At 65.7% G+C, this 22,726-nt stretch carries 20 protein-coding genes and 1 pseudogene; 10 read left to right on the top strand and 11 right to left on the bottom strand.

Annotated features, from left to right (window positions below; genetic code table 11):
• Nucleotides 1-284 (bottom strand): annotated as a pseudogene (locus CK944_RS23935) (hypothetical protein); the annotation flags it as partial.
• A gap of 28 nt (nucleotides 285-312) precedes the next feature.
• Nucleotides 313-1,677, bottom strand: coding sequence for a C4-dicarboxylate transporter DctA (locus tag CK944_RS01800; protein WP_239985941.1), 1,365 nt, complete (start codon nucleotides 1,675-1,677; stop codon nucleotides 313-315).
• Between the two features lie 85 nt (nucleotides 1,678-1,762).
• On the opposite strand from CK944_RS01800, the gene CK944_RS01795 reads away from it, so the two are divergent.
• Complete coding sequence (locus tag CK944_RS01795) at nucleotides 1,763-2,677, top strand: LysR substrate-binding domain-containing protein (RefSeq protein ID WP_103171281.1); 915 nt, start codon at nucleotides 1,763-1,765, stop codon at nucleotides 2,675-2,677.
• Here CK944_RS01795 and CK944_RS01790 read toward each other — a convergent pair whose 3' ends face one another.
• Nucleotides 2,678-3,442: a DeoR/GlpR family DNA-binding transcription regulator gene (locus CK944_RS01790; RefSeq protein ID WP_103171280.1), complete on the bottom strand. Its 765-nt coding sequence runs from the start codon at nucleotides 3,440-3,442 to the stop codon at nucleotides 2,678-2,680.
• Nucleotides 3,443-3,601: 159 nt separating this feature from the next.
• On the opposite strand from CK944_RS01790, the gene glpD reads away from it, so the two are divergent.
• The 7 genes from glpD to CK944_RS01755 all read left to right on the top strand — a co-directional run bounded on the left by glpD (nucleotide 3,602) and on the right by CK944_RS01755 (nucleotide 11,125).
• Nucleotides 3,602-5,149 carry a glycerol-3-phosphate dehydrogenase gene (gene glpD, locus CK944_RS01785; RefSeq protein WP_103171279.1) on the top strand — a complete coding sequence of 516 codons (1,548 nt, stop codon included), beginning with the start codon at nucleotides 3,602-3,604 and terminating at the stop codon, nucleotides 5,147-5,149.
• Nucleotides 5,146-6,213: an ABC transporter ATP-binding protein gene (locus CK944_RS01780; RefSeq protein ID WP_103171278.1), complete on the top strand. Its 1,068-nt coding sequence runs from the start codon at nucleotides 5,146-5,148 to the stop codon at nucleotides 6,211-6,213. Before glpD ends, CK944_RS01780 begins: the two co-directional genes overlap by 4 nt.
• A complete protein-coding gene (locus CK944_RS01775; protein WP_103171277.1) occupies nucleotides 6,213-7,292 on the top strand; it encodes an ABC transporter ATP-binding protein in 1,080 nt (359 codons plus the stop codon). The genes CK944_RS01780 and CK944_RS01775 overlap by 1 nt, the downstream gene beginning before the upstream one ends.
• Nucleotides 7,292-8,158, top strand: a complete 867-nt coding sequence (locus CK944_RS01770) for a carbohydrate ABC transporter permease (RefSeq protein WP_103171276.1) — start codon at nucleotides 7,292-7,294, stop codon at nucleotides 8,156-8,158. The genes CK944_RS01775 and CK944_RS01770 overlap by 1 nt, the downstream gene beginning before the upstream one ends.
• Nucleotides 8,155-8,970 (top strand): carbohydrate ABC transporter permease, encoded by an 816-nt coding sequence (locus CK944_RS01765; protein WP_103171275.1) that lies wholly within the window; start codon nucleotides 8,155-8,157, stop codon nucleotides 8,968-8,970. Before CK944_RS01770 ends, CK944_RS01765 begins: the two co-directional genes overlap by 4 nt.
• Nucleotides 8,971-9,044: 74 nt before the next feature.
• Nucleotides 9,045-9,371, top strand: coding sequence for a DUF2160 domain-containing protein (locus CK944_RS01760; RefSeq protein WP_205048995.1), 327 nt, complete (start codon nucleotides 9,045-9,047; stop codon nucleotides 9,369-9,371).
• A 38-nt stretch (nucleotides 9,372-9,409) separates the two neighbouring features.
• Nucleotides 9,410-11,125, top strand: coding sequence for an ABC transporter substrate-binding protein (locus tag CK944_RS01755; RefSeq protein WP_103171273.1), 1,716 nt, complete (start codon nucleotides 9,410-9,412; stop codon nucleotides 11,123-11,125).
• A 148-nt stretch (nucleotides 11,126-11,273) separates the two neighbouring features.
• On the opposite strand, the gene CK944_RS01750 is transcribed toward CK944_RS01755, so the two are convergent.
• From CK944_RS01750 to CK944_RS01730, 6 genes are all read right to left on the bottom strand, one after another.
• Nucleotides 11,274-12,323, bottom strand: a complete 1,050-nt coding sequence (locus tag CK944_RS01750; RefSeq protein WP_103171333.1) for a 2,3-butanediol dehydrogenase — start codon at nucleotides 12,321-12,323, stop codon at nucleotides 11,274-11,276.
• Between the two features lie 59 nt (nucleotides 12,324-12,382).
• Entirely contained in the window at nucleotides 12,383-14,182 is a 1,800-nt protein-coding gene (locus tag CK944_RS01745) for an NAD(P)/FAD-dependent oxidoreductase (RefSeq protein ID WP_103171272.1), read from the bottom strand.
• Nucleotides 14,183-14,314: 132 nt separating this feature from the next.
• On the bottom strand, nucleotides 14,315-14,896 hold the full coding sequence (locus CK944_RS24305) for a helix-turn-helix domain-containing protein (RefSeq protein WP_371411641.1): 582 nt from the start codon (nucleotides 14,894-14,896) through the stop codon (nucleotides 14,315-14,317).
• 4 nt (nucleotides 14,897-14,900) lie between these two features.
• Nucleotides 14,901-16,043 (bottom strand): sigma-54-dependent Fis family transcriptional regulator, encoded by a 1,143-nt coding sequence (locus CK944_RS01740; protein WP_371411640.1) that lies wholly within the window; start codon nucleotides 16,041-16,043, stop codon nucleotides 14,901-14,903.
• Nucleotides 16,044-16,199: 156 nt separating this feature from the next.
• Entirely contained in the window at nucleotides 16,200-17,063 is an 864-nt protein-coding gene (locus CK944_RS01735) for a glycosyltransferase family 2 protein (protein WP_103171271.1), read from the bottom strand.
• Between the two features lie 2 nt (nucleotides 17,064-17,065).
• Complete coding sequence (locus CK944_RS01730) at nucleotides 17,066-17,680, bottom strand: hypothetical protein (RefSeq protein ID WP_103171270.1); 615 nt, start codon at nucleotides 17,678-17,680, stop codon at nucleotides 17,066-17,068.
• 170 nt (nucleotides 17,681-17,850) lie between these two features.
• On the opposite strand from CK944_RS01730, the gene infC reads away from it, so the two are divergent.
• Nucleotides 17,851-18,390, top strand: a complete 540-nt coding sequence (infC, locus tag CK944_RS01725) for a translation initiation factor IF-3 (protein ID WP_103171332.1) — start codon at nucleotides 17,851-17,853, stop codon at nucleotides 18,388-18,390.
• A 54-nt stretch (nucleotides 18,391-18,444) separates the two neighbouring features.
• Here the strand turns inward: infC and CK944_RS01720 are convergent, their stop codons facing one another.
• Together CK944_RS01720 and CK944_RS01715 are read right to left on the bottom strand one after the other, a co-directional pair.
• Complete coding sequence (locus CK944_RS01720) at nucleotides 18,445-18,762, bottom strand: TM2 domain-containing protein (protein WP_239985939.1); 318 nt, start codon at nucleotides 18,760-18,762, stop codon at nucleotides 18,445-18,447.
• Nucleotides 18,763-18,836: 74 nt separating this feature from the next.
• Nucleotides 18,837-20,078 (bottom strand): hypothetical protein, encoded by a 1,242-nt coding sequence (locus tag CK944_RS01715; protein ID WP_103171269.1) that lies wholly within the window; start codon nucleotides 20,076-20,078, stop codon nucleotides 18,837-18,839.
• Between the two features lie 173 nt (nucleotides 20,079-20,251).
• On the opposite strand from CK944_RS01715, the gene pheT reads away from it, so the two are divergent.
• Nucleotides 20,252-22,639, top strand: coding sequence for a phenylalanine--tRNA ligase subunit beta (gene pheT / locus CK944_RS01710; protein WP_103171268.1), 2,388 nt, complete (start codon nucleotides 20,252-20,254; stop codon nucleotides 22,637-22,639).
• Nucleotides 22,640-22,726: the final 87 nt, after the last annotated feature.

Below are 22,726 nucleotides of genomic sequence, written 5' to 3'. Positions count from 1 at the left end.
TCGACGATGTACTGGCTGAAGGTTTCCGCAAAGCCCGACAAGGGCCGGGCGATCATCCACATCCGCATGCCGGTCCAGCCGGGCAGGTAGGAGGTGACGATGTCGCGCATCACGGTGCGGGGGATGACCGCATAGGCCTCGGTGAAGACGGCCGTGTCGGTGGTCATGCCGGTCTGCGGCGGCAGCCCCGCCACCGGTCCGGCATAGGGGATGCGCTGCGGATCGGCCCGCGGGACTTCGGCCACGTCGCCAGTCGGTGCGCCGGCGGGGGGGAGGTCTTTCATGTCATTGCTTCCTTTCAGGACCACGGGATTATCCATGGGCCACCTGTCCCGCTGGAACGCCCAGCGGTGCCGGTTCCTCAAGCACTTCAAGGCCGTCCACGTCCTCTCCGTTCAGGACGCGATGGGCGCGGTCGCGGTCGATGTCGCCGACCCAGGACGCGACGGCCACGGTCGCCACGCAGTTGCCCAGGTAATTGCCAAGCGCGCGGGCGATGCCCATGAACCAATCGACCGACAGGACCAGCACCAGCCCGATCGCGGGAATGGCCGGGACCGCCGTCAGCGTCGCCGCCAGGATCACGATCGCGGAGCCCGGCACCCCATGCGCGCCCTTCGAGGTCACCAGGGCCACGGCCAGGATCGTCAGCAGATCGAGGAAGGCCAAGTCGGTGTTGGTGGCCTGCGCGATGAACAGCGCGGCCAGCGTCAGATAGATCGAGAAGGCGTCGAGGTTGAAGGAATAGCCCGTCGGCACGACCAGACCAACGGTGGTGTCCTTGATGCCCAGATGTTCCAGCTTGCGCATGGTCTGGGGCAGCACGCTGTCGCTGCTGGTGGTGCCCGCCACGATCCCGGCCTCGGCCCGCAGGTAACGGATCAGCTTGATGATGCTGAAGCCCGACAGCCGCATCACCAGTCCCAGGATGCCAAAGACGAACAGGGCGACGGCGACATAGAACAGCACCACCAGATAGCCCAGTTGCGCCAGCGAGCCCACGCCATAGGTGCCCACGGTATAGGAGATCGCGCCGAAGACGCCGAAGGGCGCCAGGCGCACGATGAAGGACATGATCTTGAAGGCCATCTCGCCCGCAAGCTCGATCACGGTCAGCAGCGGCTTGGCGCGTTCGCCCATCAGCGACAGCGCGCAGCCCGCCAGGATCGCCACGATCAGCACCTGCAGCACGTCGCCGGTCGCGAAGCCGCTGAACACAGTGGTCGGGATCAGCTTCATCAGGAAATCGACCATGCCGCCCTGGCTGACCTCGTTCGCGCGGTCCACATAGGCCGACAGCGCCGAGGCATCCAGCGTGCTGGTGTCGATGTTCATGCCCGCGCCGGGCTGGAAGACATAGGCCAGCACGATCCCCAGGATCAGGGCCACGGTCGTGATCACCTCGAAATAGATGATGGCCCGGACGCCGACGCGGCCCACCTTCTTGATGTCGCCCGCGCCCGCGATGCCGTGGACGACCACGCAGAACACGATGGCGGGGATCAGCATCTTGATCAGCTTGATGAAGCCGTCGCCCAAAGGCTTCATTTCGGCGGCAAAATCGGGGGCCATGGTGCCTGCAAGCACCCCCAGGACAAGGGCAAGGCAGACCTGCCCGAACAGTGACCGCGACCAGCTTGGCATGTCGATTTTCTCCCTGACAGAGGCGGCGTTCATGCGCCGCTTTTGAGTGCCAAGAAGTGTTGGGCGAATCCCTATTCCTGTCTAATATTGTTTTTATGCCGATCCATATGGTTTCGATATGAGAATACGCCAGCTGCAATGTTTCGTCGTTCTGGCCGAGGAGCTGAACTTCACCCGCGCGGCCAGGCGCCTGAACATGTCGCAACCGCCGCTGAGCCTGCAAATCCAGGCGCTTGAACGGACGGTCGGCACCGCGCTGTTTCAGCGGACCAGCCGCAGGATGACCCTGACAAGCGCGGGCGAGGTGTTCCTGCGCCGAGCCCGCAGCATCCTGGCCCAGCACGACCGCGCCCTGCTTGAGGTGCAGGAAGTGCTGTCGGGCCAGCATGGAACGCTGGATATCGGCGCGACGGGATCCATTCTCCGCGCGGGGCTGGCAGACCTTCTGGCGCAGTTCTGCCGCGCGCATCCCTTGATCAGCGTCCGGCTGCACGAGCAGGCCCCCGCATTGCAGGTCAGCGATCTGCTGAGTGGCCGCATGGATATCAGTTTCAATCGCTCGGTTCCGTATCATGACGACCTGAGTTGCCAGCTTGCCTGGCGCGAGGAGCTGGTCGTCCTGTTGCCCCCGGATCATCCACTGGGTGCCGAACGCAGCTTGAGCATCGACGATCTTCGGCACGAGCAGCATGTCATCCTGCGGCCCGACAGTTCCGATTTCGCGGCCTTCATTCTGTCGATCCTGACCCAAGGGGGCGCGCGACCGCGTGTTTCCCAGCAGGTGATCGATGCGCAATCCATTCCAAGCCTGGTTTCTGCCGGTTTCGGAATAGGCCTTGTTCCGGCAGGCATCGCGGCGACGGCCGGACCGCTGATCCACCGGCCGATCGCACCCGATCCCCCGGTGTCGGACATCTTTGCAGTCTATCGCCGGGGCGAAACCACGCCGGCGCTTGCCGCCCTTCTGGCGACACTTCAGAAGTCGTTCCCGCAAGACAGGGAGGAGAAGCAGCGGGCCGCTGTGCTGGACTGATCACGGATCGGCGGTCGCGACGATGACGCGCGTTCCGGCGCCCTCGCACACCTTGGCCAGGGCTTCCGGTACCGGCTGGTCGATGAACAGCGCGTCCAGTTCGCCCAGCGACACGACCCGGATCGGGGCCTTCTGCGCCAGCTTGGCCGAATCCGTCACCAGCCAGCGTTCGCGTGCCTGGCGCAGGATGGCGCGGCTGACGCGGACCTCGGCCATGTCGAAGTCCAGCAGGTCGCCGTCCTCGTCCAGGGCGGAACAGCCGATGATGGCATAATCCGTCTTGAAGTTCGCCATGAACTCGCTGGTCAGGTCGCCGACAAGCCCGCCGTCCGACCGCCGCAGCAAGCCGCCCGCGACCAGCACCTCGCAGCTTTCGTTGGCGGCAAGGATGTTGGCCACGTTCATGTTGTTCGTGACCACGGTCAGGTTGCGGTGGCGCAGCAGGGCGCGGGCGACCGCCTCGGTCGTGGTGCCGATGTTGAGGATGACGGAACTGTTGTCGGGGATCTGGGCGGCGCAGGCGCGGCCGATGGCGGCCTTGGCGCCCTCGTTCATCCGCCTGCGTTCCTCATAGGCGATGTTGCTGGCGCCGCTGCGCAGGATGGCGCCGCCATGGACGCGGTCCAGCACGCCTTGGTCGGCCAGTTCGGCCAGGTCGCGGCGGATCGTCTGGGGGGTCACCTCCAGCCGCGCGGACAGTTCCTCGACGCTGGCGCGGCCCGAAGCGCGCACGACTTCAAGGATCTGCATCTGCCTGATGTTCATCCGCTTCCCTGCCCACCCGCCGTGGTTTCGCGCCCCGGATCCAGAAGACCCCTTGCAACGCCTGTGTCAAGCGAAACAAAATGCGCGAAAGCGAACATCCATGTTGACAGATCGCGTGCGTGGATGTTCGAATTGAACACGGGGAAGTGAGGAATGGCTATGTCGGCGACGGATCTGTTCGTCATCGGTGGGGGCATCAACGGCACGGGGATCGCCCGGGACGCCGCCGGCCGGGGCCTGTCCGTCCGGCTTGCGGAACAGGGCGACCTTGCGGGGGCGACCAGCAGCGCCTCGACCAAGCTGTTCCATGGCGGGCTGCGCTATCTGGAGTTCCTGGAGCTGCGCCTAGTCCGCGAGGCCCTGCGTGAGCGCGAGGTCCTGTTGCGCGCCATGCCCCATATCGCCTGGCCGATGCGCTTCGTCCTGCCGCTGGACCCGAAGATGCGGTTCGCGGGCAAGACGCCGGTATCGCGGATCCTGTCGGTGCTGATGCCCTGGGGACGTGGGCACCGCCCCAACCTGGTGATCCGAGCGGGGCTGTTCCTGTATGACAACCTGGGCGCGCGGGAAATCCTGCCCGGCACCTCGACGCTGGACCTGCGCCAGGCACCCGAGGGTGCGCCGCTTCAGGACCGCCTGACCCGCGCCTATGAATATTCGGACGCCTGGGTGGACGATGCCCGGCTTGTCGTCCTGAACGCCCGCGATGCCGCCGCGCGCGGGGCGGACATCATCGTCGGATCGAAGGTGACCGAGGCCCGGCGCGAGGCCGAGGGCTGGCTGGTCCGCCTGTCCGACGGCCGAGAGTTCCGCGCCAAGGTGCTGGTCAATGCGGCGGGTCCCTGGGTCGGCAGGGTGATCCACGACGTGGCGCATCTGCCCAGCAACGAAGGGGTGCGGCTGGTGCGGGGCAGCCATATCGTCACGCGGCGGCTGTTCGATCACCAGAAGGCCTATTTCCTGCAGGGACAGGATGGGCGGATCGTCTTTGCGATCCCCTATGAACGCGACTTCACCCTGATCGGCACGACCGACGTGGATCATGATGGACCGCCCGACCGCGCCGTCTGCACGCCCGAGGAGGTGGATTACCTTTGCCGCTTCGTGTCCGGCTACTTCAGGACGCCGGTAACCGCCGACGACGTGGTCTGGACCTATTCGGGGGTCCGGCCGCTTCACGACGACGGCGCGTCCACGGCGACTGCGGCGACGCGCGATTACGTGTTGTCGCTGGATGACAGGGGCGCGCCCTGCCTGCATGTCTTCGGCGGCAAGATCACCACCTATCGCCGCCTGGCCGAGGCCGCATTGGCGAAGCTGTCGCCGCATCTGCCGGGCGCGGGCGCGGCCTGGACGGCGGGCGCGCATCTGCCCGGCGGCGACTTTCCGGTGGACGGGGCAGGTGCGCTGGCCCAGGCGCTGCGGCGCGACCATCCTTTCCTGACCGAGGACTGGGCCAACCGGCTGGTGCGGGCCTATGGCACCGAGGCGGCGCTTGTTCTTGGCGGCGCCCGGACGGCTGCCGACCTTGGGCGCGACTTCGGCGCGACGTTGACGGAAGCCGAACTGCGCTGGATGATCGAACGGGAATGGGCGCGCGATGCCCAGGGTGTCCTGTGGCGGCGATCCAAGCTGGGCCTGCGCCTGACGCCAGAACAGGTCGCGGCCGTCGAGGATTACATGGCAAGCAAAAGGGCCGCGGCATGACGCTGGAGCTTCGGGGCGTCACCAAGCAGGTTGCGGGCCAGGACTGGATCCACCCGACCGATCTTGTGCTGGCGCCCGGAAGCATGAACGTCCTGCTGGGTCCGACGCTGTCGGGCAAGACCACGCTGATGCGGCTGATGGCCGGGCTGGACCAGCCGACGACCGGGCAGATCCATTGGCAGGGCCAGGACGTGACCGGCCAGCGGGTGCAGGACCGGGGCGTCGCCATGGTGTACCAGCAGTTCATCAACTATCCCTCGATGACGGTCTATGACAACATCGCCTCGCCCCTGCGGCTGCAGCGTGTGGCGCGGGCCGAGATCGACCGCCGCGTGCGCGAGACGGCCGCGATGATGCGCCTGACCCCGATGCTGGACCGCCGCCCGCTGGAACTGTCGGGCGGCCAGCAGCAGCGCACGGCCCTGGCGCGCGCCCTGGTCAAGGGCGCCGGGCTGGTGCTGCTGGACGAACCGCTGGCGAACCTCGACTACAAGCTGCGCGAGGAGTTGCGGGCGGAAATCCCCCGCATCTTCGAGGCCTCGGGCGCGATCTTCGTCTATGCCACGACCGAACCCGAGGAGGCGCTGCTGCTGGGCGGCCATACCGCGACCCTGTGGCAGGGCCGGGTGACGCAGTTCGGTCCCACGCCGCAGGTCTATCGCCGCCCGCAGGACGCGGTGACGGCGCGGGTCTTCAGCGACCCGCCGATGAACTTCAAGCCGGTGCAGGTTTCCGGCGGCGAGGCGATCCTGGACAGCGCCCGCTGGCTGGTGGATGTCCCGGATGGTCGCTATCTTGCCGGATTTCGCGCGCCCCATCTGACGCTGGAACCCGGGGCAGGGACCCTTGGCCTTTCGGCCCGGCTGGACGCGACCGAGATCACCGGGGCCGAAACCTATCTGCACCTTCGCCACGGCGATGATCGCTGGGTGGGCCTGGTGCCGGGCGTGCGCGACCTTTCCGCCGGCGCCGCGCTGACGGTCTGGCTGGATCCGGCGCATGTCTATCTGTTCGACGAAGGCGGCAGGCTTGCCCGCGCCGCCCCCTATGCACAGGCGGCGTGATGGCCCAGATCACCTTCGACAACCTTGCCCACAGCTATCTTCCCGCGCCCAAGGCGGATGCGGACTGGGCGCTGAAGCCGATGTCGCTGACCTGGCGGGACGGCGGGGCCTATGCGCTGCTGGGAAGTTCGGGCTGCGGCAAGACCACGCTGCTGAACATCATCTCGGGCCTGCTGCACCCGTCGCGCGGGCGGGTGCTGTTCGGCGACCGGAACGTCACCGACCTGTCCACGGCGGAACGCAACATCGCCCAGGTGTTTCAGTTCCCGGTCGTCTATGACACCATGAGCGTGCGGGAAAACCTGGCCTTTCCGCTGAAGAACCGCGGGATGCCTGCCGACCAGATCGCCGCGCGCGTGGATGCGGTGGCGCGCATGATCGGCATGACCGATACGCTGGACCGCCGCGCGCGCGGGCTGACGGCGGATGCCAAGCAGAAGATCAGCCTGGGCCGCGGCATGGTCCGGCAGGACGTGAACGCGATCCTGTTCGACGAGCCCCTGACCGTGATCGACCCGCAGATGAAGTGGGAACTGCGAACCCAACTCAAGGCCCTGCACCGAGAGTTCGGCCACACGATGATCTATGTGACCCACGACCAGACCGAGGCGCTGACCTTCGCCGACGAGGTGGTGGTCATGTCCGAAGGCCGCGTCGTGCAGGCGGGCACGCCTCAGTCGCTGTTCGACGCCCCGGCGCATACCTTCGTGGGTTATTTCATCGGCTCGCCCGGCATGAACCTGCTGGATGCGGAAATCCAGGGCACGACCGCCCGCATCGCCGGGACCACGATCCCGCTGGCCGCGCCCTATGCGCCGCCGAAGGGTCGCGTGCAGATCGGCATCCGCCCCGACGCCGTGCGGCCGGCATCCGAAGGATTGCCCTTCCGCCTGATCCGCACCGAGGATGTGGGCCACCACCGCATCCTGCGCGGAGAGGTCGCGGGCGCACCCTTCAACCTCGTCGTCCCCGAGGATCAGCCGATCCCCGCCGCGTTCGACCGCGTGGCGCTGGACCCCGCGCGCATCGGCGTCTTTGTCGATGACTGGCGCATCGAGCCGCTGGAAAGGGCCGCGTGATGGACAAGCCCGTCAACAACCGCGCCTGGTTCCTGGTCCTGCCGGTGCTGGTGCTGGTCGCCTTTTCCGCCGTGATCCCGCTGATGACGGTGGTGAACTATTCCGTGCAGGACACCTTCGGGAACAACCAGTTCTTCTGGAACGGCCTCGGCTGGTTCCAGGAGGTGCTGGAAAGCGACCGCATCCATGCAGCCCTGGGCCGGCAACTTCTGTTCTCGGCCATCATCCTGGCCATCGAGATCCCCTTGGGCATCTTCATCGCGCTGAACATGCCCAAGCGCGGCTTCTGGGCCAGCCTGGTGCTGGTGCTGATGGCCCTTCCGTTGCTGATCCCGTGGAACGTGGTGGGCACGATCTGGCAGGTCTTCGGCCGCGTGGACATCGGCCTGCTGGGGCACACGCTGGCGGCACTGGGCATCGACTACAACTATGTCAACGACCCGGTGGATGCCTGGGCCACGATCATCGTGATGGATGTCTGGCACTGGACCAGCCTTGTCGCGCTGCTCTGCTATGCGGGGCTGCAATCCATCCCCGACGCCTATTACCAGGCCGCGCGCATCGACCAGGCCAGCCGCTGGGGCGTGTTCCGCTATATCGAACTGCCCAAGATGTCGGGCGTGCTGCTGATCGCCGTGCTGCTGCGCTTCATGGACAGCTTCATGATCTATACCGAGCCCTTTGTCGTCACCGGCGGCGGTCCTGGCAACGCCACCACCTTCCTGTCGATCGACCTTGTGAAGATGGCGATCGGGCAGTTCGACCTGGGCCCGGCGGCAGCCTTCAGCCTGATCTATTTCCTGGTGATCCTGCTGATCAGTTGGGTCTTCTATACCGTCATGACCGCGCAAAGGGACCGCACATGACCACCGCCCGCGCATCCCGAGGGTCTGCTGTCGTCATGACCCTGTATCTTCTGTTCCTGCTGGTGCCGATCTACTGGCTGGTGAACATGAGCCTGAAGACCAATGCCGAGATCACCGGCACCTTCAGCCTCTGGCCCCAGAATCCCACGCTGCGCAACTTCCGCGTGATCCTGACCGATCCCAGCTGGTACATGGGATACATCAACAGCCTGATCTATGTGGTGATGAACACGGTGCTGTCGCTGGCCGTGGCGCTGCCCGCCGCCTATGCCTTCAGCCGATACCGCTTCCTGGGCGACAAGCACCTGTTCTTCTGGCTGCTGACGAACCGCATGGCCCCGCCCGCCGTCTTCGCGCTGCCCTTCTTCCAGCTTTATTCGGCCGTCGGCCTGTTCGACACCCATATCGCCGTGGCGCTGGCGCATTGCCTGTTCAACGTGCCGCTGGCCGTCTGGATCCTGGAAGGCTTCATGTCCGGCGTCCCGCGAGAGATCGACGAGACCGCCTATATCGACGGCTACAGCTTTCCGCGCTTCTTCACCCGCATCTTCATGCCGCTGATCGCCAGCGGCATCGGCGTCGCCGCCTTCTTCTGCTTCATGTTCAGTTGGGTGGAACTGCTGCTGTCGCGCACGCTGACCAGCGTGAACGCCAAGCCCATCGCGGCGACGATGACGCGGACGGTCAGTGCCTCGGGCCTCGACTGGGGGGTGCTGGCGGCGGCGGGGGTGCTGACGATCCTGCCCGGCGCCTTGGTGATCTGGTTCGTGCGCAACTACATCGCCAAGGGCTTCGCCCTGGGGAGGGTGTGATGCGCGGGCGTTCCGTCAACCTGGGCTTTGCCGCTGCCGCCCTGCTGATGATGGCCGCCTTGGCATGGCTGTTCATGCTGGTCCCGGCCGAGGACGGGGTGCGGGAATGGACCGGCAGCCTCAATCCCGGCGGCTGGATGGCCTGGACCTTTCCGACCGCGCTGTTCTTCTGGGTGATCGCGGCGCTGCTGCTGCTTTTCACCTGGCTTGCCATCCGATCCCCCGAAACGCCCCGCAAGGGCGTTCTGGGCATCTGGACGACCCGGGGCGACCGGCTGTTCATCAGCCTGCTCGGCTCGGCCTTCATCAACCTTGCCTGGCTGGGTTTCGGGGGAACGCCCGCCTGGGGAGGATTGATCGTGTCACTGATCTACGCCGCGGCGGTGTTCCGCTGGGTGTGAAAACGGGCCGCCAAGGCCCATCCTGGGGAGGAGAAGACATGAAGTTCTATTTGACGACGGCCATGAGCCTTGCGCTGATGGTCACCGGCGCGCAAGCTGGCATGGAGGAGGCGAAGGCCTTCCTGGACGCCGAGATCGGCGACATGTCCAGCCTGGACCGCGCCGCCCAAGAGGCCGAGATGCAGTGGTTCATCGACGCCGCCCAACCCTTCGCGGGGATGGAGATCAAGGTGGTGTCCGAAACCATCACCACCCATGAATACGAAGCCCAGACCCTTGCCCCCGCCTTCACGGCCATCACGGGCATCAAGGTCACGCATGACCTGATCGGCGAAGGCGACGTGATCGAGAAGCTGCAGACGCAGATGCAGTCGGGCGAGAACATCTATGACGCCTATGTCAACGACAGCGACCTGATCGGCACCCATTGGCGTTACCAGCAGGTGCGCAGCCTGACCGACTGGATGGCGAACGAAGGCGCGGATGTCACCAACCCCAACCTCGACATCGACGACTTCATCGGCAAGTCCTTCACCACCGCGCCGGACGGCGACCTGTATCAGTTGCCCGACCAGCAGTTCGCGAACCTTTACTGGTTCCGGGCGGACTGGTTCGACGACGAACAGAACAAGGCCGAGTTCAAGGAGAAATACGGCTATGACCTGGGCGTGCCGGTTACCTGGTCGGCCTATGAGGACATCGCCGAATTCTTCACCGGGCGAGAGATCGACGGGAAGAAGGTCTATGGCCACATGGACTATGGCAAGAAGGACCCGTCGTTGGGCTGGCGTTTCACCGATGCCTGGCTGTCCATGGCGGGGAACGGCGACAAGGGCATCCCGAACGGGTTGCCGGTGGACGAATGGGGCATCCGCGTGGATGAAAACAGCCGCCCCGTGGGCAGCTGCGTCGCGCGTGGCGGCGACACCAACGGCCCGGCTGCGGTTTACGCGATCCAGAAATACTTGGACTGGATGTCGGCCTATGCGCCCCCGGCCGCCCAGGGCATGACCTTCAGCGAAAGCGGTCCGGTCCCCAGCCAGGGCGAGGTCGCCCAGCAGATGTTCACCTATACCGCCTTCACGGCCGATTTCGTCAAGGAAGGCCTGCCGGTCGTGAACGAGGACGGGACGCCGAAATGGCGCTTTGCCCCCTCGCCCCACGGCGCCTATTGGCAAGAGGGGATGAAACTGGGCTATCAGGACGTGGGGTCGTGGACGCTGATGAAATCCACGCCCGACGACCGCGCGAAGGCCGCCTGGCTTTACGCGCAATTCGTGACCTCGAAGACGGTGGACGTGAAGAAAAGCCATGTCGGCCTGACCTTCATCCGCCAGTCCACGCTGGACCACCAGTCCTTCACCGACCGCGCGCCCAAGCTGGGCGGGCTGATCGAATTCTATCGCAGCCCCGCCCGGTTGCAGTGGTCGCCCACCGGGACCAACGTGCCGGATTACCCGAAGCTCGCGCAGCTTTGGTGGCAGGCCATCGGCGACGCCGCCTCGGGCGCCAAGACCCCGCAAGAGGCGATGGACAGCCTGTGTGCCGAGCAGGAAAAGGTGATGGAACGCTTGGAACGCGCGGGTGTCCAGGGCGACATCGGCCCCAAGATGGCCGAGGAGCATGACCTTGAATGGTGGAACAACTATGCCAAGGAGCATGGGGGCATCGCGCCCCAGCTGAAGCTGGAAAACGAGGATCCGCAGCCCGAAACCATCAGCTATGACGAATTGGTGAAAAGCTGGCAGGAGTGACAGGCCTCGCGCCGACGGGAACCCGGAAATCCGGGTTCCCGCCTTCGGAAAGCAAAGTGGGCAACGGATCGCAGCCCATTGTTGAAGCTTGCCGGATCAGACAAAAACCAGCAGGGCGCGGGCACAAGCCGCGCCCTGTGGCGTTTCGTCAGGGCGCCTCGACGAGGATTTTCACATGGGATTTCTGGCTGGCCAGGGCCTCGAACCCCTCGTTCACGATATCGTCGATCGCGATGCGCCGCGTGACCAGCTTGTCGGCGCTGAAATAGCCCTGGGTCATCAGCTCCATCACCGCCGGATAGACGTTGCGATAGGCGATGGTGCCCTGAAGCTGACGTTCCTTCAGCACGACCGTGTTGGGCTGGAAGCCGGCATCGGCTTCCCAGGTCGAGACGATCAGGGTCTGCCCTTCGTGCCGCGTGGCGTCGATGCATTGCGCAAGAACCTGCGGCACGCCTGTCACCTCGAAGGCGACATGCACGCCGCCGGTGGCCTTTCGGATCAGGCCGACGGCATCCGCCGCCGTTGGATCGGTGGCCGTCGTGGCACCAAGTTCCAGGGCTTTTTGCCGCCGCACCTCGGACGGTTCCACCACATGGATCTGCGCCGCCCCCGCGACCCGCAATGCCTCCAGCACCAGAAGCCCGATCGGGCCGGCGCCGAAGACCGCCGCCGTGTCGCCGGCCTTGATCTTCGACAGCCGGACGGCGTGCAGGGCCACGGCGGCAGGCTCGACAAGTGCGCCTTGTTCCATCGACAGCCCCTCGGGCATCTTGTGGACCATGCGCGCCGGCACCACGGAATAGGCGGCAAAGCCGCCGTGACCGCCCGACAGCCCCACGAAGCCCAGCGAGTCGCACAGGTTGTATTTGCCGTCCCGGCAGGCGGCGCAGGTGCCGCAGGCAAAGATCGGCTCGATCGCCACGCGATCGCCGACCGCGACGCTGGTGACGCCCTCGCCCAACTCGGTCACGGTGCCGCAGTATTCGTGGCCCATGGTGATCGGTGCCTTGTCGTGGCTCAGCGGGTGGTCCTTCTCTACCGGCACGAAGATCGGACCCGCGAGGTATTCATGCAGGTCGCTGCCGCAGATCCCGGCCCAGGCGACCTTCACCTTGACCTCGCCCGGACCGGGGGTCGGTTCCGGGACATCCTCGACGCGGATGTCCTTCACGCCATGCCAACGTGCTGCTTTCATCTTGATCTCCGAACAAGGGGATGTGCGCCCGGCCAGGAGGCAGCCGGGCGCAAGATGCATCACGACAGGTGATGCACCTGTTGCAGGCCATAGACGGGCGTGTCCAACCCCTCCATCCGGGCCTTGAGCTGAAGCGCGAGATACAGGGAATAGTGGCGCGACTGGTGCAGGTTGCCGCCGTGGAACCACAGGTTTTCCTGCTGCGTGGGCTTCCACATGTTGCGCTGCTCGCCTTCCCAGGGACCGGGGTCCTTGGTGGTGTCCGAGCCCAGGCCCCAGACCTTGCCGACCTTGTCCGCGACCTCCTGGCTGATCAGATCGGCGGCCCAGCCGTTCATGCTGCCATATCCAGTCGCCAGGACGACCAGATCGGCTTGCAGCCGCGTGCCGTCCGTCAGCACCACGGCATCTTCCTCGAAATGATCGACTTGGCCCTGGACCAGCTTCACCTCGCCGTCGATGATCAGTTGGCTGGCCCCAACGTCGATGTAATAGCCCGACCCGCGCCGCAGGTATTTCATGAACAAGCCCGATCCGTCGTCGCCCCAGTCAAGCTGGAACCCCGCCTTTTCAAGACCGGCATAGAAATCGGCGTCCCGTTCCCGCATCTGGTCGTAAAGCGGGATCTGGAATTCGTGCATGATCCGATAGGGAAGCGAGGCGAAGATCATGTCGGCCTTTTCGGTCGTCACGCCGTTCGCCAAGGCATCTTCGGAATAAAGCCCGCCAAGCCCGATCTCCATCAGGCTGTCCGACCGGACAATATGGGTGGATGATCGCTGCACCATGGTGACGTCGGCATCGGCTTCCCACAACGCCGCGCAGATGTCGTGGGCCGAGTTGTTGGAACCGACGACCACGACCTTCTTGCCGGTCCAGGCATCCGGCCCCTTGTGCTGGGATGAATGCTGGATTTCGCCCTTGAAGCTTTCCATGCCGGGAAACCGGGGCATGTTCGGCTTGCCCGACATGCCGGTCGCCAGCACCAGTTGCGTGGGCTTCAGCGTCACCTGTTCGCCGTCGCGGTTGACCTTGACCGTCCAGGTGCCGGAAGCTTCGTCAAAGCTGGCCGACTGCACCTCGGACCGGGTCCAATAGTTGATCTCCATGACCTTGGTGTACATTTCCAGCCAGTCGCCGATCTTGTCCTTGGGCGTGAAGACCGGCCAGTTGTCGGGAAACTTGATATAGGGCAGGTGGTCGTACCAGATCGGGTCGTGAAGACAGAGCGACTTGTAGCGGCTGCGCCACTGGTCGCCGGGTCGGTCGTGCTTGTCCAGAACGATGGTCGGCACGCCCAGTTGCCGCAGCCTGGCGCCAAGCGCGATGCCCCCCTGACCGCCGCCCACGATCACCGTATAGGGCTGGGCGTCATAGCCCAGGCGCGTTTCCTCGGCCTCTCGGCGTTCCTTCCAGGACTGGCGGTTCTTCTGCGCGCCGTGTTCGGCGCCCATGGGACGGCGCTTGCCGCGGCTTTCCTCGAAACCCTTCAGTTCCTGCAGGGCCGTCAGAAGGGTCCAGATGCGGTCGTCCTTCAGCCTCATCAAACCCCAGCCGCGTCCGGCCTTGGTCTCGAAAGTGATCCAGGTGGTGATGACGCCGCCGTCCTCGGCGGGCGCCTCTCCGTCCTGGATCCGGAAATTGCTTGGCGTCGTATGCGCCAGCTGCTGCGACAGCATGTCTGCCACGCCCTCCGGCCCCTCGACCGTCTTCAGGTTCCAGGTGATCGACACCAGGTCGCGCCAATAGCTGTCGGTGGCGAACAGCGCCTTGACGCCATCCACATCGCCCGCAGCCAGCGCGGTGTTCAGGGCATCCAGCACCACCTGCGTGCGGGATGTCGCGGTTGAATCAAGCATTGCCTCTCCTCCTGTGTGCAAGGAGAAGTATCGGGGTCCGTTGGCTGCCCGATCCACGGAAATGAAGGCTGCGCGGCCGGAAAATCGCACGCTGCGATGCGGCATGTTGCAGGCGCAACGCCGCGCAACGCCCTAGGCCGGCGGTTGCAACCCGGCACGACGCAGGCGGCGCAGGACGGTCGAGCGGTTGACCCCAAGGCGCCGCGCGGCACAGGACATGTTCCATCCGCAGGCTTCCATGACCTGCTCCAGCGGCTCGTCCGCTTCGCTGTCCCGGCGCGCGGCATCGACGGGCTGGGGCAGGTCGGGCTGGTCGATCACGCGCCCCTCGCAAAGGGCGACCGCCACATCCAAGACCTGTTCAAGCTCGCGCAGGTTGCCGGGCCAATGACGGCCCAGAAGGGCGGCGCGGGCCGATGGGGACAGGCGCATGTCGTCGGGTGCGCGTCGCCGCAGCAGCCGATCCAGCAGCGTGCCCAGATCCTGCCTTTGGCGCAGCGGCGGCAAGGACAGCGTGGCACCCGCAAGGCGGTGGAACAGCGGCCGAGGGAGGCTCTGGTCCGAGGGCAGGGCGCAGGTGGTCGAAAGCGGCCTCAGAAGCTCGTGGCTGTCCAGTATCGCAGCCAGCGCGGCTGCCGTCCCGGCGTCCAGATCCTCGATCCGGCGAAGCAGCAGGGTGGTCGGGCCGCTGATATCGGCACAGGCTTCGCGCAATACCTCAGCGGACAGCCCTGCACAGTCGAGGGCCAGAAAGCCGCTTGCCGTTCCCCATGTGGATCGCGCGCGCCAACTTCGTCTTGCCGGTCCCCGTCTCGCCGGCGATCAGCAGCGGCACGTCCGTGCGTGCAAGCTTTGCCGCACGCGCAAGAAGCTGTTCCATCACCGGATCGTCGCCCGCCAGTCCCGCCAGCGGCCCGTCGCGGCGGCTGCTGCGCAACGCGGCGCGCGGCGCCTGCGGTGCGATGGCATGGCCGAACAGCGCACCGCCGCCCTGCATTTCGACGATTCGATCCTCGGTCGGGCGGTCGCGCATCAAGTCCGGCAGGTCGTCCACCGTGACGCCCAGAACCTCGTCGATGCGGCGCCCCAGGATCGGACCGCCATCGGGGAAAAGACGCCGCGCAGCGCGTGTATAGCCAAGAACGCGCCCCGACCCATCAAGGCGAACGGCTGCCTCGGGATCGACGTCCAGGAACTCGGGGCTGTCGGAGAGCCGCAATATCCAGTCACGGCGCCCTTCTGCCATCAGGTTCGCCATCTCGACCCGGCGGGCGGCATTGGTGACAAGGCTCATCGCAAGGTTCTGGCTGCGCTTCGGCGTCGGCGACCGCAGCAGGGATATGTCCAGCACCGCAGCCAGCCCGCCCAGGCTGTCGAAGATCGGCGCCGCGGTGCAGCTGAGCGAGACATGGGCATTGCCGAAGTGGTCGTCCTGGTGAACGGTCACCGGTTCCTGCGTGACGATGCAGGCCCCGACGCCACAGGTGCCCGCCAGATCCTCGGACCAGTTGGAACCGAGGTAAAGCCCGGCACCGCGCAACTCGTTGACGAAAAGGTCGTCCCCGAAGAAATCGACGCAGACGCCCTTCGCATCCGTCAGAAGCAGAACATAGTTCTGCCCGGCAACCTGCCGGAACAGGCTTTGCAGGCTGGATCGGGCGGCCCCGATCATCCATTCCGCCTGCTTGCGGTGATCGCGCAATTCGGCCTCGGTGACGATATGGGCCGGATCGTTCCGCGACGGGTCCATGCCGTATAGTTCGACGCAACGCCGCCAGGATGCCGCCACGAAACCGTCCCGGCCCGTCTGCGTGCCGTCAAGAACCTGCTCGATCTCTCTGACGTGATGACGATCGGCCATTCCGCCCTCCCTCGGCCAAGCCAGAACCGGCGTCCCAGCCTAGCATGAAGGGGGGCGTTCCGAGGACCAGACTTTCGTGCCATCCCGTGTGATGGGCCGACCCTGCGTTCCCCATCAGGGTTCAGGCAGAGGACCGGGCGTGGCCGAGAGGGGCTTTCAGAACCACTGTCCCGGCTCGATCAATCCCAAATCCAGGAATTGCTGGGCGCGCCATTGAAAGGGTTCCGAATTCTTCCACCGCAAGGTGCGAATCGCCTCTCTCGAGCCGGGATTGGTCGCAAGCGCCTTGGCAGCCCGGAATGACGCAATCGCCGCCGTCAGGTTGTGGTGCCAGGGACAGGAATAGGTGTTGTATTCGGGAACAGAGAAGCGGTGGTCCGCCTCAAGACGCAAGGTGGCTGCGCTGCGGAACAGGGCCACCCTGTCGATCCGGCGTCGCGATGGCGGAATGTGTTCCTCGAAACGCCAGCGCAGGCCGCCGTGGAAATCAAGCTGGCGTTCCAGGGGCAGGCCATTCCCGTCCTTGCGGGCAAGCGCGAAATATCCCGTCCGGTCGAACATCGCGTCCCCCAGGCTGACGGCGTTCGGATCCCGGTCCAGATCGGGGGAATAAAGGTCGATCACATAGGTCAGCATCGCATCGCGGCGTTCCTCGGTGTGAAAGGACAAAAGTTCTCCCACGGTGCGGGTTTCCGAGAAGGGAAAGAACAGGAACTCGGCGTTGAAGCCATAGTAAAGCCAGGTCCCCGCAGGGACGGCCGCGATCACGGCATTGACGGCGTCCCGGTGGGCGTCGGCCTGGCGCGTGTTCCATCGCAGGTTGGTGATACGCCCCGTCGCGTCGGGCGGCAGAGTGATCGGATCGGGGGACAGGGCCAGGATGTGACGAAAGCCGATGTCCAGATGATGCCGCAGCGTTTCGGCGACGACGGCATCGTCCTCGACCAGGATGATGGCCAAGGGACCGCGCGACAGGACGGCCGGGCGCGACTTCAGGAAATCGGCCAGCGGCGGATGCATGGTCACGGCATCACGGCCTTGACCTGATCCAGGGCCTGCCGCAGCAGGTCGGGATTGTTCCCAGCCGTTTCGACCAGGCGCTTCAGGGTGGCCTTCTGGGCATCGCCGATGGCGGCGCCGTCGATGATCCGCGTAACCTGATCGGCGTCGAAACCTTCGGGCGTCAGCAGCGACTGGATCCGCGTGGCGGCAACCGCCGCGGTGGCGGCCTGATCGGTGGCCGCAGCGGCGTCGTTGGCCGCCTGCGCAGCGTCCTGTGCCGCCTGCGTCACGGGGGCAGAGGCGCCTTCTGCCGCCGTTGCCGCGGCATCTGCCGCGCGGTCGGCGGCATCCAGGGCCGCTTCGGCAGCGGCCTCGGCCTCGGCGGCAGCCTCGCTGACGGGGGCGACGCCTGCTTCCTCGGAGGCCTGGACCGCCTCGGCCGCCACATCCGCGGCCACGGCTGCGGCATCAGCTGCTGCATCGGCGGCGGCATCGGTCGCCTGGGTGGCCGGTTCCTCGGACGCCACGACGTCCTGGGGCGGGACGACGCTGCCGTCGGGCTGGTTGGCCTGCCAGATCCTCCAGCCGCCGAACCCAAGGGCAAGAATCAGGATCAGGGCCAGCAGAACGCGCATCACAAAGGTTCCTTGCAGAAGGTTTGCGAAGCTATGGCACATGCAAACCGCGTCGAAAAGCCGCCGGAACGGTCCGCAACCATTCCATCGGCGATCAAATCCGGTTGAATCATCGCGCTTTGACGCTTATTTTCCGTCCATTCCGATTTGGCTATCAAAGGAGCACAGCCATAGCCCGCCGACCGCATAACGCACCGCCCACCCGTGATACCGGCCCCCGCGTCAACGAACGCATCCGCGTATCCGAAATCCGCCTGATCGGCGCCGACGGAGAGAATGTGGGCGTGGTCCCCCCTTCGGTCGGATTGCAGATGGCGCAGGAAGCCGGGCTGGATCTGGTCGAAATCTCGCCCAACGCCGTTCCGCCTGTCTGCAAGGTCATGGATCTTGGCAAGTTCAAGTATGAACAGCAGAAGCGCGAGGCCGAGGCCCGCAAGAAGCAGAAGATCATCGAGATCAAGGAAATCAAGTTCCGTCCGGGAACCGATGACCATGATTACAATGTGAAGATGCGTTCGGTCATGAAGTTCCTGGGCGAAGGGGACAAGGTCAAGGTCACGCTGCGCTTCCGCGGCCGTGAGATGGCCCACCAGGACCTGGGGCTGGAGCTTCTGAACCGCGTCCGCGACGATGTGGGCGAGGCCGGCAAGGTCGAATCCATGCCCAAGCTGGAAGGCCGGCAGATGGTGATGATGATCGCCCCCAAGTAAGGGCGTGATTCCTTAAGGAAAGGCCGCGCGGCGATGCCGGCGCGGCCTTTTTCGTTACCAGCGGCCCGCCATCAGCCGCTGCCGGATCACGGCCTGGTCGCCCCGGATCATTCCGGGGATCAGGAACAGGTCGATGAAGGCCCAGACGCAGACAAGCGCGATGGGGATCCAGCCGATCAGGATCGGCGCGGTCAACCAGCCCAATCCCCACATCAGCAGCATAATGATGCCGCTGGCCCACCGGCCCAGATACATGCGATGCGCCCCGAATCCCCACAGCACGATCGCCAGCAGATAGGCGACCAGCTGCGATTTCGATTCGTTTGCAACGCGCTGTTCGATCAGCAATTGCTGTTGGACCTTGTCCGGCACGGGCTTCTCCTTCCGTCGGGCGGATCAGCCGCCCCTTGCAGATTAGATAGGACGGCCTGTTCCGGGTGCAAGGATCAGGGCACCCGCTGGAACCGGTCGAAGATCAGCCCGATCGGGCGGATCGGGCCGGTGGTGCCGTCGTTGCGGCTGACGTCGATCACCCCCAGGTGATAGCGGCCCGGTTCCAGCAGGACCGGCCCCAGGCGCGCATTCGTGCTGCCGTCGATGTCGTCGTTCTCGGCCACCGGGGCGCCCGACGCGGCAAAGAGCACCAGCTTGGGATCGGCACCCGTCAACGATCCATAGCCGCTGATGATCAGCACCGTCGGTTGATCCAAAGCCAGGCCCAGCCATTGCGCAGCGCCATCGTGCAGCACGACCGTCTGCGTCTGCTGGTCCAGATCGACGTCCTGGATCGGAAAGCCGCCATCCGCAGGCGGCGCCAGTTCCCCCCGGCGATAGGCGTTGCGAAGAAAGGCTTCGGGGTCCAGCTTTTCGGCGCTGAGGGTCACCTCTCCGGGCTGCCCGCTAAGCGAGGCGGCGGCGACGCAGTAATCCCCCGCCGCCAGCGGTGATGCGAAGTCCAGCCGGGAATTCAGGCCATCCGCGTCGTCATTCTCTGCCAGCAGCACGCCCTGGCCGTCGAACAGTTTCAGAACCGGATCCAGGGTCGGGCTGGCGGCGCGCAATGTCAGGGGCATCGGCTGTGACAGGCTGAAACGGTAATAATGCGTCGTCCCGTCCTGGGCCGTCGTCACCAGCCCCTGATCCAGCCGGCCGTTCAGGGCCTCGGGCGACAAGACCTCGGCGGGGGTGTCTGTCGTGCAAGGGGCGATCGCGTCCATGCCCGCTTGCTGATTGTCCCCGGCCAGCAGCGCGGGTTGGTCCTGGCGAGAGACCTGGACCGTCGCCGCCAGGGCGCCGTCGTTCGCCGACCGGAGTGTGACGCAATACACCCCCGGGCCAACCGAGGTTTCCAGCAGCGAATTCAAGGAAACCGCCGTATCGTCGTTCTCGGCGATCAGATGCCCGTCCTCGGTCAGCAGGGAAATCGCGGGATCTCCTTCGGGCGCCTCTGCCTCGACACGCAGCGCAAGGGCGTCGCCGCTGACACGAAAGGCAAAGAACGCCCGCTGGCCCGCCGCAACGTCGGCCGCAGTCACCAGGGGCGTTTCGCTGGTGGAAACATCCCCGTCAGCCTCTGCCCCCAGCCACTGTGCATCCTCGCCGCAGATCTGCGCGGTCGCAGGCAAGGCAAGACCTGTGGCGGCCAGAAGAACCAGTCCGGCCAGAACAGGTGGGCGGGGATGGGGCATGATCTACTCCGTGGTAGGATGGCGGTTTCGGGCGAACTCTTGCATTACGGAAGGGGCCGGGCAATCCGGGCCGACATTAATTCCGCCAAACTCGGCTTGACGCTTGACCATCCCGCCGTGGAACGGTTCAACGCAGGCAAACGCCCCTGCGGCGCGAAACGGAAAGCTGCGTCATGAAATTCACCCTCTCCTGGCTCAAAGAGCATCTCGATACGAACGCGACCCTGGATCAGATCACCGAGGCGCTGACCGACCTGGGCCTCGAGGTCGAGGAGGTGCGCGATCCCGCCGCCAAGCTGCGCAGCTTTACCCTGGCCCGCATCCTGCACGCGGAACAACATCCCGACGCCGACCGCCTGCGGGTCTGCCGCGTGCTGACGGACGAGGGCGAGAAGCAGATCGTCTGCGGCGCCCCCAACGCGCGCGAGGGGATCACGGTGGTGCTGGCCAAGCCCGGCGACTATGTGCCCGGCATCGACACCACTCTTGGCGTAGGCAAGATCCGCGGGGTGGAGAGCCACGGCATGATGGCGTCCGAGCGCGAGCTTGAACTGTCGGACGAACACAACGGCATCATCGAGCTTCCCTCGGGCGAGGTCGGACAACGCTTCGTGGACTGGCTGGCGCAGAACGCGCCGGAAAAGGTCGATCCGATGATCCATATCAAGATCACGCCGAACCGGCCCGATGCGCTTGGCGTCCACGGCATCGCCCGCGATCTGGCGGCGCGCGGCCTGGGCGTGCTGAAGCCCGTGGCGGATGCTGTGGTTCCTGGGCACTTCCCCAGTCCGGTCGGCGTGAGCATCGACCCGGCCATTGCCGACAAGGCCCCTTATTTCGCAGGCCGGGTGATCCGGGGCGTCAGGAACGGCCCCGCGCCCGAATGGCTGCAACAGCGCCTGCGCGCCATCGGGCTGCGCCCGATTAACACATTGGTCGATATCACCAACCTGTTCACCTATGACTTGAACAGGCCGCTGCATGTCTTTGACATGGCGAAGGTATCGGGGGATCTGGCGGTCCGTCCGGCTGCGGCGGGAGAGGAGATCCTGGCCCTCGACGGCAAGACCTATGCCCTGCCCGAAGGGGCCATGGTGATCGCTGACGCGAATGGCCCCGAAAGCATCGCGGGCATCATGGGGGGCGAACATTCCGGTTGTTCCGAAGACACTTCCGAGGTTTTCCTTGAAAGCGCCTATTGGGATCCTATCGCCATCGCGGCCACGGGCCGCGCGCTGAAGATCAACAGCGACGCCCGCTATCGCTTCGAACGCGGCGTGGACCCGGCCTTCACCCGCCCGGGGCTGGAACTTGCGACGCGGATGATCCTGGATCTGTGCGGAGGAGAGCCCTCCGAGGTGGTCGAGGCCGGCGCCGTTCCCGACACCGCGCGCGCCTATCTCCTGGACACCGCCCGCACCGCCAGCCTGGTCGGCCTGGACATCCCGGCGGATGAACAGCGCGCCACCCTGACCGCGCTCGGCTTCCGCATGGAAGGCGACATGGCCCATGTCCCGACCTGGCGCCCCGACGTCCTGGGCGAGGCCGACCTGGTCGAGGAGATCGCCCGCATCGCCAGCCTGACCAGGCTGCAGGGCCAGCCTCTGCCGCGTCCGCGTCCCGGCGTGCCCCAGCCGGTCCTGACCCCGCTGCAGGTCCGCGAACGCGCGGCGCGGCGGCAGGCGGCGGCGCTGGGTTACAACGAATGCGTGACCTACAGCTTCATCGACAGCGACGCGGCCGCGCTGTTCGGCGGCGGTACGGATGCGGTGCGGGTCGAAAACCCCATCAGCAGCGAGATGACGCATCTGCGCCCCGACCTGTTGCCCGGCCTTCTGGCAGCCGCTGCCCGCAACCAGGCGCGCGGCAGCGCGGATCTGGCGCTGTTCGAACTGGGTCCGGTCTTCGCAGGCGGCGAGCCGGGCGAACAGGCGACGCAACTGTCGGGCCTGATGATCGGCAACACGGCGCCGCGCGATCCCTTCGGCAGCCGCCGCAAGGTGGACCTCTACGATGCCAAGGCCGATGCCGAGGCCGTGCTGGCCACCATCGGCGCGCCCGCCAAGGTGCAGGTGAACCGCAAGCTGGACCCATGGTGGCATCCGGGCCGCGCGGGCAACATCGCCTTGGGCCCGAATGTCCTGGCGACCTTCGGGGAAATCCATCCCCGCATCCTGCGCGCCTTCGATGTCAAGGGCCCGGCCGTGGCCTTCACCGTCCGCATCGCCAACGTGCCCTTCCCCAAGGCCAAGACGGCAACCCGCCCGGCCCTTGCCATTTCGGAACTGCAGGCGGTCGAACGCGACTTCGCCTTCGTGGTCGATCCGCAGGTCGAGGCGCTGACCCTGGTCAACGCCGCCGCCGGGGCGGACAAGGCGCTGATCGACAGCGTGACGGTCTTCGACCAGTTCACTGGCCTTGAAGGCGGGCGCAAGTCCATCGCGATCACCGCGCGCCTGCAGCCGCGCGACAAGACCCTGACGGATGCGGAAATCGAGGCCGTCAGCCAGAAGATCATCGACAAGGTCCAGAAGGCGACCGGCGGCACCCTGCGCGCCTGAGCCTTCACTTTGGTCCAAATATCCTCGGGGCTTCCTAACGCCCGGAAAAAGGTCCAGTGGACCTTTTTCAGTGAGGAAGGGGCCGGC

Origin of the sequence: Paracoccus sp. SY, assembly GCF_002901215.1 — a bacterium.
In the GTDB taxonomy this organism is placed as follows: domain Bacteria; phylum Pseudomonadota; class Alphaproteobacteria; order Rhodobacterales; family Rhodobacteraceae; genus Paracoccus; species Paracoccus acridae.
This window is presented reverse-complemented; position numbering and strand designations above follow the sequence as displayed.

Coding starts and splice junctions, on each gene's coding strand:
- CK944_RS01800 (WP_239985941.1), bottom strand. CDS start 1,677: ATGAACGCCGCCTCTGTCAGGGAGAAAATCGACATGCCAAGCTGGTCG.
- CK944_RS01795 (WP_103171281.1), top strand. CDS start 1,763: ATGAGAATACGCCAGCTGCAATGTTTCGTCGTTCTGGCCGAGGAGCTG.
- CK944_RS01790 (WP_103171280.1), bottom strand. CDS start 3,442: ATGAACATCAGGCAGATGCAGATCCTTGAAGTCGTGCGCGCTTCGGGC.
- glpD (WP_103171279.1), top strand. CDS start 3,602: ATGTCGGCGACGGATCTGTTCGTCATCGGTGGGGGCATCAACGGCACG.
- CK944_RS01780 (WP_103171278.1), top strand. CDS start 5,146: ATGACGCTGGAGCTTCGGGGCGTCACCAAGCAGGTTGCGGGCCAGGAC.
- CK944_RS01775 (WP_103171277.1), top strand. CDS start 6,213: ATGGCCCAGATCACCTTCGACAACCTTGCCCACAGCTATCTTCCCGCG.
- CK944_RS01770 (WP_103171276.1), top strand. CDS start 7,292: ATGGACAAGCCCGTCAACAACCGCGCCTGGTTCCTGGTCCTGCCGGTG.
- CK944_RS01765 (WP_103171275.1), top strand. CDS start 8,155: ATGACCACCGCCCGCGCATCCCGAGGGTCTGCTGTCGTCATGACCCTG.
- CK944_RS01760 (WP_205048995.1), top strand. CDS start 9,045: ATGCTGGTCCCGGCCGAGGACGGGGTGCGGGAATGGACCGGCAGCCTC.
- CK944_RS01755 (WP_103171273.1), top strand. CDS start 9,410: ATGAAGTTCTATTTGACGACGGCCATGAGCCTTGCGCTGATGGTCACC.
- CK944_RS01750 (WP_103171333.1), bottom strand. CDS start 12,323: ATGAAAGCAGCACGTTGGCATGGCGTGAAGGACATCCGCGTCGAGGAT.
- CK944_RS01745 (WP_103171272.1), bottom strand. CDS start 14,182: ATGCTTGATTCAACCGCGACATCCCGCACGCAGGTGGTGCTGGATGCC.
- CK944_RS01740 (WP_371411640.1), bottom strand. CDS start 16,043: ATGGCCGATCGTCATCACGTCAGAGAGATCGAGCAGGTTCTTGACGGC.
- CK944_RS01735 (WP_103171271.1), bottom strand. CDS start 17,063: ATGCATCCGCCGCTGGCCGATTTCCTGAAGTCGCGCCCGGCCGTCCTG.
- CK944_RS01730 (WP_103171270.1), bottom strand. CDS start 17,680: ATGCGCGTTCTGCTGGCCCTGATCCTGATTCTTGCCCTTGGGTTCGGC.
- CK944_RS01715 (WP_103171269.1), bottom strand. CDS start 20,078: ATGCCCCATCCCCGCCCACCTGTTCTGGCCGGACTGGTTCTTCTGGCC.
- pheT (WP_103171268.1), top strand. CDS start 20,252: ATGAAATTCACCCTCTCCTGGCTCAAAGAGCATCTCGATACGAACGCG.